General features: G+C 61.2%; 13 protein-coding genes. 7 read left to right on the forward strand and 6 right to left on the reverse strand.

The genetic code is table 11. From position 1 onward, the window contains the following. The 3 genes from HP499_RS12860 to HP499_RS12870 form a co-directional block, all read right to left on the reverse strand. Positions 1 to 810, reverse strand: an 810-nt coding sequence (locus HP499_RS12860; RefSeq protein ID WP_172324445.1) for a DEAD/DEAH box helicase, incomplete at its 3' end; no start/stop codon positions are given. A 129-nt stretch (positions 811 to 939) separates the two neighbouring features. Beyond that, on the reverse strand, positions 940 to 1,548 hold the full coding sequence (locus tag HP499_RS12865; protein WP_172324446.1) for a dihydrofolate reductase family protein: 609 nt from the start codon (positions 1,546 to 1,548) through the stop codon (positions 940 to 942). A 124-nt stretch (positions 1,549 to 1,672) separates the two neighbouring features. After that, a complete protein-coding gene (locus HP499_RS12870; RefSeq protein ID WP_172324447.1) occupies positions 1,673 to 3,232 on the reverse strand; it encodes a glycoside hydrolase family 32 protein in 1,560 nt (519 codons plus the stop codon). A 338-nt stretch (positions 3,233 to 3,570) separates the two neighbouring features. Here HP499_RS12870 and HP499_RS12875 point away from each other — a divergent pair, with 338 nt between their 5' ends. From HP499_RS12875 to HP499_RS12900, 6 genes are all read left to right on the forward strand, one after another. Next, positions 3,571 to 5,007 (forward strand): family 43 glycosylhydrolase, encoded by a 1,437-nt coding sequence (locus tag HP499_RS12875; protein WP_172324448.1) that lies wholly within the window; start codon positions 3,571 to 3,573, stop codon positions 5,005 to 5,007. A 49-nt stretch (positions 5,008 to 5,056) separates the two neighbouring features. Further along, positions 5,057 to 6,394, forward strand: coding sequence for an ABC transporter substrate-binding protein (locus HP499_RS12880; RefSeq protein WP_172324449.1), 1,338 nt, complete (start codon positions 5,057 to 5,059; stop codon positions 6,392 to 6,394). A gap of 46 nt (positions 6,395 to 6,440) precedes the next feature. After that, positions 6,441 to 7,319 (forward strand): carbohydrate ABC transporter permease, encoded by an 879-nt coding sequence (locus tag HP499_RS12885; protein ID WP_172324450.1) that lies wholly within the window; start codon positions 6,441 to 6,443, stop codon positions 7,317 to 7,319. Continuing rightward, positions 7,319 to 8,218 (forward strand): carbohydrate ABC transporter permease, encoded by a 900-nt coding sequence (locus tag HP499_RS12890; protein ID WP_172324451.1) that lies wholly within the window; start codon positions 7,319 to 7,321, stop codon positions 8,216 to 8,218. The genes HP499_RS12885 and HP499_RS12890 overlap by 1 nt, the downstream gene beginning before the upstream one ends. Before the next feature lie 38 nt (positions 8,219 to 8,256). Continuing rightward, positions 8,257 to 9,336 (forward strand): LacI family DNA-binding transcriptional regulator, encoded by a 1,080-nt coding sequence (locus HP499_RS12895; protein ID WP_172324452.1) that lies wholly within the window; start codon positions 8,257 to 8,259, stop codon positions 9,334 to 9,336. Positions 9,337 to 9,453: 117 nt separating this feature from the next. Then, positions 9,454 to 10,140, forward strand: a complete 687-nt coding sequence (locus HP499_RS12900; protein ID WP_375154254.1) for a DedA family protein — start codon at positions 9,454 to 9,456, stop codon at positions 10,138 to 10,140. A 28-nt stretch (positions 10,141 to 10,168) separates the two neighbouring features. Here the strand turns inward: HP499_RS12900 and HP499_RS12905 are convergent, their stop codons facing one another. From HP499_RS12905 to pnuC, 3 genes are read right to left on the reverse strand one after another with little or no spacing between them, the layout of a single operon-like run. Next, positions 10,169 to 10,939 carry an NUDIX hydrolase gene (locus HP499_RS12905; protein WP_172324453.1) on the reverse strand — a complete coding sequence of 257 codons (771 nt, stop codon included), beginning with the start codon at positions 10,937 to 10,939 and terminating at the stop codon, positions 10,169 to 10,171. Further along, positions 10,936 to 12,045, reverse strand: coding sequence for an AAA family ATPase (locus tag HP499_RS12910; protein WP_172324454.1), 1,110 nt, complete (start codon positions 12,043 to 12,045; stop codon positions 10,936 to 10,938). The genes HP499_RS12905 and HP499_RS12910 overlap by 4 nt, the downstream gene beginning before the upstream one ends. A 1-nt stretch (position 12,046) precedes the next feature. Further along, positions 12,047 to 12,712, reverse strand: a complete 666-nt coding sequence (gene pnuC, locus HP499_RS12915; protein WP_172324455.1) for a nicotinamide riboside transporter PnuC — start codon at positions 12,710 to 12,712, stop codon at positions 12,047 to 12,049. 357 nt (positions 12,713 to 13,069) lie between these two features. Between pnuC and HP499_RS25150 the strand changes: the two genes are divergently transcribed. Next, a partial coding sequence (locus tag HP499_RS25150; protein WP_253951561.1) for a SipW-dependent-type signal peptide-containing protein occupies positions 13,070 to 13,161 on the forward strand: 92 nt, incomplete at its 3' end.

The raw sequence follows: 13,161 nt of genomic DNA on the forward strand, positions 1-13,161 counted from the left end.
CGCCTCCGCACGGAGCCCGGCATCGGCCAGTTTGGCCGCGTACTTTTCGCTGTCCTTGCGGGTGGCAACATACAGCAGCCCCACACCCTGGGCCTTGGCCAGTGAGGCTACGTGTTCCAGCACGGCTTTTCGCTTGGCTTTGTCTTCCTGGTGCCGGACCACATCGAGGCTGATGTTCGGCCGGTCGAAGCCGCGGATCAGCACCAGCGGCTCTTTCATGCCGAGCCGTTCCACAATCTCATCGCGCACCGGCGGGGAGGCGGTGGCCGTCAACGCAACCACCGGAGGATTGCCCAGCTGCTCACGGACTGTGCCCAAGCCGAGGTAGTCGGGGCGGAAGTCATGGCCCCAGGAGGAGACACAGTGCGCCTCATCCACCACGAACATAGTGATATCGAGGCCGGCGATCCGGTCTACGGTGGCCTGCTTGGCCAGTTGCTCCGGGGCGAGGAAAAGGAACACGGCCTTGCCGGATTCGGCCGCCTCCCAAGCCGCTTCCACCTCCGAATCGCTGCGGGAAGAGTTGATCGCAACAGCCGCATGGGCGCCCAGGTCCTCGGTGAGCCCGTCAAGCTGGTCTTCCTGCAAGGCAATGAGAGGTGAAACTACGACGGCGGGGCGTCCCGTTTGATGGAAAAGGTGCAGGGCCGCCACCTGATAGGTGGCGGATTTGCCGTATCCGGTGGGCATGACGGCCAGGACGTCACGGCCCTCGACAAGGGCGCTCATGCCTGCGAGTTGGCCATCGCGCAATGCAGGGAGGGAAAAAGAAGACGCCGCGAGGGCGCTCAGGGCAAGGTCATCAGACATTCGTAGGGTGGCTCCGCATAGAGATTCCTGCGGCCACTTGCATCAGCCGTGATGACCAGCCTATCTGAGGCGGGGACCCGCCGTCGTGCGCTTCCTGACCGCTGTGGATAACCTCCTATTGCCCGCTGCCTAGTGGCGAACCTGGTACTTCAGGTGGGTCACCCGGGCGCCCGGAACAACTACGGGGTCCTCAAGCAAGAGCTCGCCGCCACGTTCTCCGAACAGCCGGATACCGTTTCCGAGCAGCACCGGAACCAGGTCCAGGCGGACCTCATCCACCACTCCGCGCCTCAAGCACTGTTGAAAGACGTCGGCACCGGCAACCCCGATCTCCCCTCCAGCTGCGAGTCCGGCAGCACGTTCCAAGGCCGTTTCCAGGTCCCCTGCAAACTCGAAGGGCACGGGCAACCCGTCCCTTCTGGCCGGCGGCCAATCCCCCGGCGGTTCGCTGTGCGTAAGGACCACGGTGGGTGATTCGTTGGGAGGGTGCCCTCCCCAGCCTTTGGTGATGTCGAACAGCCTCCGGCCCGAGATAAACGCTCCCTCGCGTGGAAGCGAGTTCCAGTAGGCTGCATCGGCCTCGCTGAGATGGAACGGTACGGGGTGGCCCGGCATCCAGGTTTCTACCTCCCCTGCCTCGTACCAGTCAAACAAGGGGCCCACATTGTCATCATCGCTGGCAATGAAGCCGTCCAACGACATCGAGAACTGGGCCGAGACCCGGCAATTCCTGTACATGCCTTCAGTCTGTTGGGCGCGCGCGGCTTGTCAAGGTGTGAACGTCAACCGTGCTCAAAGAACGACGGCGGACGCTTCCGCCCCTGTTGCGCCGCCGTCGTTCTTTCCAGCTTTAAGTGCAGCCTTAGATGGGATTCCCGAACTCGCGGATGGTGATTCCGGTGAAGTTGGCCGGACCGCCGTCGGCATAGAGGGAGATGCCCGTGTCCCCGGCAGCAAAGTGCACCTGCTGGGACACTACCGAGTGCCCGGAATTTACAAACACCTCAACACTTTGGGTGTCTACGAAAATGCGCAGATGGACGGATCCGGCGTTGGCGTCGATGGGTGCGGCGGCGCGGGTGTAAGGTGCCAGCGCGTAGCCGCTTTGGTCCGACGGTGCGCGATCGACGTACAGCTCGTCGCCGTATTTGCCGATGTTCGTGTGGCGGCTGCCATCGGACGAGCGGCCCACTGACACTCCAACGTTCGCTGCCGTGTCCCATGAAATGTCGAGCTCCAGCTCATACGCCCGCCCGCTCCATGGCAGCACAAAGCTGCCGTTGACGGTGCGGTCCGGAAGGGTGGTGCTGGACGTGGCATAGTTCGCAAGGGCAGGAACAGGGGTGCTGAGCAAGGTGTACCAGCCGCCCGACTGGCGCTCGAGCCTGAGCTCGCGTGTGATGGAATTCTGTCCGTTGTAACCATCGGATGCATCCGTGGGCACGTTGCGGGCTGCGTATTTCCAGTTGTTCATCCACGCGGTGGCAAGGCGCTTTGTCTCAGGTGCTTCCACGGCCGGCCAGGTCACGGCGGCGTACCAGTCCCATCCCCAGTCAAGCCACTGCGGTGTGAGGTTGTCCGCGATGAACGCTGTGCCGTTCCATGAACCTGTCCAGTAAGCAAAGGTCATGGGCAAACCGATGCTATAGGCGTCCATGCTTGCGCCGAACACCCAATGCCGGGTTCCGTCTCCTGCGGTCATCTCGAACAGATCCGGGCATTCGATGCCGCCGAGGGCGTGGTTGGGGTAGTCGAAATTGGATTTCCATTGCCAATCGCGCAGGTTGGGCGAGGTGTAGAAGGCAGCGTAGCGTGCCCTGCCGATGACACAAACCCACTCGTTGCGCGTCGCATCCCAGTGAACCTTGGGGTCACGGAACCATTCTGCGTTCTCCACCTCGGCGGGGGTGGTGGCCGTCCGTCCATCAGTGTTCACAATGACCGCGTCAGGCAATGCGGTGAAGGTATAGCCGCCATCCGTGGACCAGTAAAGGTACTGTTCCTGGAACTTCCGGATGCCGTCCGTGGGTTGGGTGGCGAGCGCGATCACTGCACCGGCACCGAAGCCGGCGGTGTTTGCAGTGTCCACTACTGCCGATCCCGACCACACGGGGAAGTCCGGTTGCAGTGGCATCACCGCTCCATGGTGGGTGTAGGACACTGCGTCGCTGGTAGTCGCGTGGTCCCATCCGCCGGGTCCGTTGTTCTGGCCGGAGTGGAGGTAGTAGAGCTGGTAGGCGCCATTGGTGTGAACGGGACGCTGCGGATCGCACAGCCAGCCAGAGGGCGGAGTCATGTGATAAATCGCGCGGAGGGATGTCCGGGCGTGGGCAGCCACGGGGATGGCGCTGCTCATGAACAGTGCCAGGGCACCAACTCCTGCACCTTGAAGCGCAGTGCGGCGAGAGATGTCATACGTCATTGATTCGTTTCCTCTCAGTGTTTGGCGGGCGCGACGGCGCGCCAAACGTCATGGTGATGAGTGTGCAGGGCCGTCGGGAAAGGTCCCGGGCAGCCTGGGACTGCACGTCGGATGGAGAGCTGGATCGGTACTCATTGCCGGGTCCGGACGGCTCAGCATCGAGCGGTCCGGTAAGTCATCGGCTACGCAGGACACTAGTGGTGGACGATTCTCCGGTCAAGCGTTTTAGCACCACAAATTTGCTCGAAAATAAAAATTGCTAAAACGCTTGATCGCAGAAGTTTTCCGGGCTAACTTACGAATGGTCAAACGCTTTAGCAGAACGGACATCAACGCAGATGAAACGCCCAGTCTTCTTCCAACCCGCCGACGGATGGGTTGGGGACCTTATCCCCTACGAGAAGGACGGGGAGTTCTGGCTCTTCTATCTTCACGAAGACCGCTCAGACCCAAAGCCCGGAACGTCCTGGAACCTCGTCACCACCAAGGACCTCACACAGTTTGAGAACCATGGCGTCTCACTGCACCATGGCAGCGAAACCGACATGGACTTCAACGCCTACACCGGCAGCGTGGTGGCGGACGGGTCCGGCGTCCACCACCTCTTCTACACCGGTCAGAACCCCCGGAACCTCGGGGCCGACGGCGCTCCGCTCCAGTTGGTCATGCACGCCACCAGCACCGATGGCATGCGGACCTGGCAAAAGCATCCTGAACTGACTTTCGGCGCTCCGGACGGCTACGAGTCCGGTGACTGGCGCGATCCCTTCGTGTTCCGGGATGACAGCAAGAAGCAGTGGAGGATGCTGCTGGCAGCCCGCCACTCCACCGGCCCGGAACGCCGCCGCGGCGTGATAGCCCAGTGCGTGTCCACTGACCTGATGACCTGGCAGTACACCGATCCGTTCTGGGACCCACGCCGGTACATCACCCATGAATGCCCGGATGTCTTCGTCTGGGGTGACTGGTGGTACATGGTGTACTCCGAGTTCTCGGAATCGTTCACCACGCGCTACCGCATGGCCAAGAGTCCCGACGGCCCGTGGACTGTGCCGCACCTGGACAGCGTGGACGGCCGCGCCTTTTACGCCTCAAAGTCCGCCGAGCGCGATGGCCGCCGGTTCTTCTTTGGCTGGATCGCCACCAAGGAAAACAACACCGATCATGGGCCGTGGCAGTGGGCCGGCACCATGTCCGTGCTGGAAGCCCGCCAAAACCCGGACGGAACCCTGGGATTCTGCTTCGCGGATGAACTGGTGGAGAGCTTCTGGGATGACGTCCCGGTCTCCCTGACAAGTGCGGTGCCCACCCGGCTCGATGTGCCTGACGGGTACACGGCGCTGGTGTCCGAGGAGGAGCTGCCGGAACAGTTTTACGCCAAGGTGGTGCTGGACATCGCTCCGAACACCACCGAGTGCGGCTTGCTGCTCCGCTCAACCCACGACGGCGACCATTCCTACGTGCTCCGCCTGGAACCCAAGCGCGGCCGGCTCGTCTTCGACCGCTGGCCGCGCGCCGTCACCGGCGATGGCCAATGGCAGGTCTCAGGCGATGTCCCGTTCGACGTCGAACTTGAGCGGCCCTGCGACCTCACCCCGGGCGCGCACACCCTTGAAGTGATCGTCGACGGCGACACTTGCGTCGCCGTCGTCGACCGTCAAGTGGCGCTCAGCGCCAGGATGTACGACCTCACTACCGGCAGGATCGGCGTCTTTACCGGCGAGGGAACCGTCACCGTTACCGAACTTGAGATACGACAGCGCACCGACAACTGAATATCCCGCACCCACCCAACCTCTGTTCCAATCAAGGGAGATTGCCGCAATGAAGAAACTACTCCGTGCTGCCGCCATCGCAGCCGCCGCCGCTCTGGCCTTGACAGCCTGTGGCGGCGGAGGAGCTGCTACAGACCCCTCCAACGTCAGCCCCACCGGGGAGATCAAGCCCCGCGAAATCTCGTGGCTCCTGTCCAGACCGGCCGACGGCGCCGTCATCAACATCATGAAGAAGCTCGCCGACGACTACGCCAAGGAACACCCGGGGTTTGCACTGAACCTCATCACCACCCCGGACCGGCCCTCCTACATCCAGAAGCTCGAAACCCTGGCTGCGGCCAACAAGCTCCCCGAGTTGTTTGACACCGATGCCACTCCGTTCGCCCAGCAGCTGGCCAAGCAGGGCAAGATGGTGGAGGCCGACAAGCTGCTGAAGTCGCTGGACCTCTACGACGACTACCGGCCCGGAGCCCTGGACTATCAGCGCTTCGATGACGGATCCCTCTACATGATCCCGTTCCAGTTCGAGCTGGAATTCATCTGGTATAACAAGGCCCTGCTCCAAAAAGCGGGCGTGGCCGTCCCGCAGTCCTTGGACGACATCCCGGCGATGTGCACGGCCCTTCGCAACGCAGGAATCACGCCGATCGCCATCGACGGGCAGGACCAGTGGCCGCTGGAACGCTACGTCGCGTACCAGCCGTTCCGGGCTGCAGGGCCGGACTTCGTCCAGAAACTGAAGAAGGGTGAAGCTGCCTTCAGCGATCCCGCCGGCCAGAAGACCGTTCAATGGATGGCCGAGCTAGGGAAGGCCAAGTGCTTCCAGGAAGGCTTCTCCGCCCAGGGCTACTCGGACGCGCAGAACCAGTTCACCTCCGGCCAAGCCGCGATGTACAACATCGGCACGTGGGAACTTCCCAGCCTCGCCACCGACAAACTCAACCCTGACGTCCGGGACGACATCGACTTCTTCACCCTTCCCACAACGTCGGGTTCCGTGACGGCGGCCAACGAGTTCGTTTCCCCCTCCGGCATCGGCATGGCAGTGAACTCGAAAACGTATGATCCCCTGGTCAGCGACTTCCTGAAGTTCGCGTTGCAGAAGTACCCGGCTGAATACGCTGCCACCGGGGCGCTCTCCCCCACCACCACCGTGGAAACCACCGTCCCCGCGAACGCCACGCCGCTGTACAAGAAGGCCCTCGAAACGGCCAACACCCTCGGGGAAAAGCAGGCCATGCCGTGGGACACCCAGCTGGACCCCACCACCAACGGCCGCCTGCAGCAAGAGCTGGTCCTCCTGGTCCAGGGCAACATCACGCCTGAACAATTCACCAAGACCATGGACGACGCCATCAAGCAGAACGCGCCCAAGTTCTTCAAGTAAACCGAAACGGCGGGGGCCGGCAAGGCCCCCGCCCGAAAGGCCCACCATGCTTCCCAACAGGTCAAGGACCTCAGTCCTGGTTTTCCTGCTCCCACCCCTGCTGCTCTATTGCGCAGCAGTCCTCTTCCCCATACTTCAGTCCCTGGTCTTGAGCTTCTTCTCCTGGAACGGCATCAGCGACATGGAGTTCGTCGGGCTGGCGAACTACGTCAGGATGCTCACCGCTGACGACATCTTCTGGCGTTCCTTCTTCAACGCCTTGATCTACCTGGCCATTTGCCTGGTCCTGCAACTGGGTGGCGCACTGGTTGTCGCCAGCCTGCTCACGTCCCTGAGCAGGGGACGTGAACTGATCAAGACCCTGTATTTGCTGCCCGCCGTGATCTCAACGGTGGCCATTGCCTTCCTCTTTGTCCGCATCTACTCCATTGATCCAGTCGGCCTGCTGAATCAGCTCCTGCACTGGGTAGGACTGGGTTCCTTGGAGCGGGCCTGGTTGTCCGACGTCAACACTGTCCTGGCCGCAGTCTCCGCCCCTGAAGGATGGCGGTTCACCGGGCTCTACATGCTCATCATTTACGCGGCTTTGATCGCCGTGCCTAAGGAACTCGAAGAAGCCGCGGTCCTGGACGGCGCATCGAAGTGGACGCTCTTCACCAAGATCCGCTTCCCCTACATTCGACCCGTCTGGATTACCACCACCATCATGGCCACCACGTACGGCCTGCGAGGCTTCGACATCCCGTACCTCATGACCAACGGCGGCCCCGGGCAGTCGTCCGAGCTCCTCACCACCTACATGTACAAGACAGCCTTCACCAGCACGGATTTCGGCTACGCAAGCACCATCTCCGTCTTCATCGTGATCGAGTGCCTCATCGCCGTCGGCCTCATCTTGTTCATGCTCAAGCGGAAGGCAGATTAATGATCACCCAGACAGCTCCGTCCCAGCCCGCCCGTGCACGTCCTGCTCCCGTACCTCAGAAGCGACGACGGAGGCCAAGCCTTTACCGGACACTCTCGAGGGTCCTGATCATGCTCATCGTGATCGTCCAGGTCTATCCGCTTGCCTGGCTGTTCGTTACCAGCCTGCGGACCGAACAGGACTTTGCCACCGGAGATCCTTTCGCGCTTCCCAGCTCGTTGACCTGGGAAAACTACGCCCGGGCCTTCGAAACCGGTGACCTCGGACGGAATATCCTGAACAGTTTCATCGTCACCATGGGCGCAAATGTCCTCATTGTCTTGTTCGGCATGATGGCCGCCTATGCCATCCAGGTCCTTGGTTTCCGCTTCAGCAGGTTCGTCCGGGGCCTGTTCCTGATCGGGATCATTGTTCCGGTCCAGATCGCGCTGGTTCCGCTGTTCATCGACTACTCCGCAGTGAACCTGCTGGACACTTACCAGTCGATGATCATCCCACTGGCAGGATTTGCATTGCCTATGTCCATCTACCTTTTCTCATCATTCTTCGAGTACATTCCGCGTGAAACCTATGAGGCAGCGTCCTTGGACGGGGCGGGTCCTTACCGGATCTTCGGGCTGATCACGCTTCCGTTGTCCCTCAATACGGTGGTCACCGTGGTGTTGGTCAACAGCATCTTCATCTGGAACGACTTCATCTTCGCCAACACCTTTGTACTTTCCGAGGACCTCAAGACCATCCCTCTGGGTCTGCAGAACTACATCGGCGCCATGGGCAAGGTTGACTGGACGGCAACCTTCGCCGCCGTCTGCGTGACCATCACACCGTTGCTGCTGGTGTTCCTGGTCCTCAACAAGGCCATGATCCAAGGCCTTGAGAGCGGAGCAAACAAAGGATGACGGCCACGGCAGACGGATATACTCCTGATGGAGGACAGATGATTTCGCAGGAGAGAGAGTCAGGCAACGCGGCCAGCCCCGCCGTTCCTGTCAGAAAAAACCGTGCCCATCCGGTGACCCTCCGCGAAGTGGCTGAACTTGCCGGAGTGTCCACTGCCACCGTCTCCTTGGTCATCAACAAAAAGAAGAATGCCCGGATCGCCGACGAAACCCGTCAACGCGTTACCGAGGCGATCGCCCGGTTGGGTTACCGTCCCAACGCCATGGCCAAAACGTTGGTAAGCGGCACCTCAAAATTCATCGGACTGGTTGCCGACGGCGTGGCCACCACGCCGTTCGCCGGACAAATCATCCACGGTGCTCAAGACGAGGCCTGGAAACATGGCTACGCGCTGCTGATTGCCAACACCGAGGGCAATCACGACCTTGAAAAGGACGCGATTGCCATGATGCTGGAATATAAGGTCCGCGGCATCCTGTACTCCACGTGGTTCCACCGCACCACCGACATCCCTGAGACCCTTCGGGAATCGGACTTCGTCCTGGTCAACTGTTTTTCTCCAGAAGCCGGAGCAGCGCGTGCCGTGGTCCCGGACGAAGCACAGGGTGGACAATCTGCCACGGAGATCCTGCTCCGCGGCGGGCACCGTCGCATCGCTTTCATCAATGCCACCACTCCCGCACCTGCCAGGGACGGCCGGCTCCAGGGATACAAGGACGCACTGAAAGCCGCCGGCATTGCCTTTGACCCGGCGTTGGTTCTGGAGGCCTACCCGGACCAGGAAGGCGGCTACGGCGCTACAGGCGACCTGCTCAAGCTCAAGGTCAGTGCCGTTTATTGCTACAACGACCGCATGGCCATGGGACTCTATGATGGCTTGCGGGAAAACGGCCTCTCCATTCCAGAGGACATTGCCGTGGTGGGTTTCGATAACCAGGAAGTCATCGCAGCCCACCTGCGACCCCCGCTGTCCACAGTGTCGCTGCCGCATTACGAACTCGGCGCTGCGGGTGTGCGTATGCTCCTGGGCCTGGAGGCGGCTCCCCTTGATAAAGCCGTGAAAATCGCCTGCCCGCCGGTTGAACGGGCGTCCGTGGCGGTGCGCTCACCTGCATAGCGGCGCAGCTGTACCCGGGATGACCGAAGTCGTACCTCGTGCGCATTGCCCCCGGGCCCCCGGAGGAATAGCGTTGAGGGTGGAAGCCCAGTGGTCCCCCATCACTGGGCTTCCCTTGTGAACCCGTCAGCCCTTGGAAAGGACATTGCTTTGATCGGCCCTTTGGAAACAGGTGGTTCCACCGACGAGCTGACCGGGATCGTAGGCGTCGCCGCGCGGATCATCGAGGCCCTCGGCGAATGGGGCGTGGGCTTGCTGACGCTTCTCGAGACAGTGTTTCCCCCGATTCCCAGCGAAGTCATCCTCCCCCTGGCAGGTTTCCTCACCCAGCAAGGCAGCATCAACCTGATTCTGGTGTTTCTTACCAGCACCCTTGGCGCTTATGCGGGGGCGCTGCTGCTGTATTGGCTGGGCTACAAAGTTGGACTGAAGCGGTCCATTAACTTGCTGTCGAAGCTTCCCTTGGTTGACCGGGAAGACTTCGAGAAGGCAGCCGATTGGTTCGAGCGCCACGGCAAGTCCGCGATCTTCTTCGGCAGGCTGTTGCCCGGGGTGCGCAGCCTCATCTCCCTCCCGGCAGGCGCCGAGCGCATGAACCTGATGACGTTCAGCATCTTCACCATCGCCGGCACGGGTGTGTGGAATGCGCTGCTGATCGGACTAGGCGCATTGCTCGGCAAGCAGTACCACTTGGTGGACCAGTACTCGCGGTTCCTCAACTACGCCGTGTATGCAGGAGTTGCCGCCTTCATAGTGTGGCTCGTTGTCCGCAGGGTCAGGCGCGGAAAGGCAAACGCAAAGTAGGCAGCAAGCAAGACATAAGCGTGGTTCATCACTCCGGGGTAACTGGGGAGCCCGGCGCTTGCGGTTTGGTGAGCGGCGGATGGATGTGAAGGTCAGTTGCGGTGAAAAGTGCGGCCGGGGCGCCACCGGCACCGCCGCGGCTCTTCCGTCCGGTGTCGTGGAGCCGGGGCGTCATCTTTCGGGTGAAGTTGCCCGCAGCCATGGTGGTCTCCCACACGGCGTCGTAAACGGTGCGGAGCTGCGTCAACGTGAACTCTTCCGGCAGAAGGCGTGCGGCAACGGTGGTGTATTCCATTTTTCCGGCAAGCCGCGCCAACCCGTCGCCCAGTATTGTTGCGTGGTCGAAAGCCATCTCCTTGCCGCGCAGAACGTCATGGACGGGGTACCACCCGGCAGACGCAGCATCAGATCCGGCGGCGATCTTCGGCAGTGAGGTCCCGTCGGAAGCCAACAGCGCCAAGTGGGCCACGGAGACCACCCGCATTCGGGGATCCCGGTCCGGGCTGGTGTAAGTGGCCAGCTGCTCGAGGTGAACCGGGAGCCTGCCGAGATCCAGAGTTGTCTCTTCGGCCAGCTCACGCCCAGCTGCTTGGATGGCTGATTCCTCAGGGCCAACAAAGCCTCCAGGCAGGGCAAGCGCATCCTTGAAGGGGTGTCCTCCCCGGCGTACCAAAGCCACATTGAGCACGCCGTCGGTGACCGCAAAAACCACCAGGTCCACTGTCAGTGCTATGGAGGGATAATCGCGCGGGTTGTAGCTTTCCAGAAACTTCTTGGCGGATGTCGCGTCGAAGGTCATGCAACTGCTCCTTCCAGGACGGTTCTGGTGGCCCAAGGCGGGGAATCAAGGCTGCTCCGCTGGGTAAGGATCAGGTCAATGATTCCGACGGCGGTCTTCATGCGCCGGTGGTGACCGCCCGTGAGCAAAATCCAGGAATGCCCCTCTTCAGTCAGGGTCTCTTTGAACCACTCAGTCATCTCTGCGCGTCGGTGTTCGCCTTCCCGCCATCCATCGTCTTCGAACTCCACGCCCTCATGATCGGTCACCAGATACACGTCCCGCCGCGGCAGAACGTCAGCAGCGTGGTAGGAGCCAAAGCTGCCTTCCCCGAGGTAGAACCGCTCCCAGAGTGTGGTGGCCAGTGCATCTGTATCTGCGATCACCAAGGGACAGGCGTCGGCTGCCGCGTTCTCCAACTCGGTCTGCCGTGCACCAACCACGCCGAAATCCCGGGCTGTCCACTCCATGTCCTGGAGCCCGGCGCCAGGCGTACGGGCGCGCAGCTCCTCGAACTTCAAGTAGGTGTATTCACGGCCAAATTCGGGAACGTCCATAATGAGGGGAAATTGCGTCCGGTAATGCTCGGTCAGTGCCTTGGCCAGCGTGGTTGTCCCCGTGGACTCGGCACCAACCACAATGATGCGCGTTGCCATCTCCTGACGGGCGGGAGGGATGATCCAGGGCCAGGCTGCCCCGAGGTCTTCACGGCAGAGGGTGCCGCTGATCGGATAAGTGCTCCGGGCGAGGTCCACCAGGACGTGCTCTGCAGCAAAGATCCCGGCCAGTCGCGCGCCGTATGCTTCGGAGCTGAACACAGCATCAATGGAGGATATGCCGTGGGATTTCAGGGCCAGACGCATCAACTCGGCCTGGGCCTTCCAGATTTCGTCCGAGGAGTAGTCATCAGGGCAGTCATTACGCATCCCGATGATCTCCACACCCTTGACATCCTCAAACTGTTCGGCGAGCCATGTGGTCCGGGCTTCGACGCTGATGGACTCGAAGCGGTTTCCCAAGACCAGGACAGCGACTCTTTCGGCTTGCGCTGCGGCAGTGGTGATGAGGTGGGTGTGGCCTGCGTGCGGCGGATAGAACTTGCCGATGACCATGGCCTGCTTGTACATCTCACGCTCCTGTCTTGATGGAATCGGGGATAACCGGCGTTTCAGTCCTGCGGGCGCGTTTCCAGTCGATGAGACCGTAGATGCACAGGGCCAGGAATCCAAAGTAGAGGATGGCTGTCAGTGTCAGGCCGCGGCTGAAGTAGAGCGGAATGGAGACCACATCGATGAGAATCCATACGTACCAGTGCTGGAAAATCTTCTTGGCCTGCCCATAAGTTGCTACGAGTGATGCGGTCAGCACGAAGGCGTCCGGCCAGGGAACCTCGGAATCGGTTCCGTGAGTAAGAACCAAGGCCACAGCCACCGTGCCGGCCACAGCGATGCCGGCTCCGACGAGGATCTCCTTGACGGCGGCATCACGGATCGGCAAGTCGTTCTTGTTCCGGGTGTCGGCGTTGCCGCGCAACCAGTTGTACCAGCCGTAGGCGGAAACGACCGCGAAGATCACTTGGAGGACTGTTTCACCGTAAAGTCCGGCCCCGAGAAACAACACGATGAACGCGAGATTGTTCAGGATGCCAACAGGCCAGTTCCACAGCTTCTGCCGGGCTACGCCGTAGACGCAGGCAGCACCTGTGACGAAGCCGATCACTTCGATCCAACTCACAGGGCTGCCGAAGAGGTTGGGGATTGCTGCGGAGTTCATCCAATCGAGCAGGGCCATCATCGTCGTCTTCCGTTCTTTATTATCAATCTGACAAGAACAACGTAACAGATTTATCGTCAATCTGACAACAACCTCGGCGGGCCCTATTGAGTAGAGCGGTTGTATGGCTCTGGGGGCGTGCGGGAGTCTTGAGTTTTTCCTGAGGAAGTGTTGCGGGTTTGCAGGATTTGTTCTTGATCCAGCCCCGGCACAGTAGTTCTTGTCAGCCAGAGAGGCAGACATCGAAGAACAGGCCGGCCGGAACCGCGGTGGCCCACCGAAAGGACACTGATTCCCATGGCCATCAGCCTCAAGACCACCTCCGGCAAAATCCTCGCCTCCGTTGCACTGGTCGGCACCGCAGCGGCCGTCGCCGGCATGGGAACCTACGGCGCGTTCACCTCCTCCACCTCCGCCTCCCAGGCAGTGACCGCAGGCACCGTCACCATCGCCCTGGGCGCCCCCGGACC

Origin of the sequence: Paenarthrobacter sp. CM16 (assembly GCF_013179505.1) — a bacterium.
Taxonomy (GTDB): Bacteria; Actinomycetota; Actinomycetes; order Actinomycetales; family Micrococcaceae; genus Arthrobacter.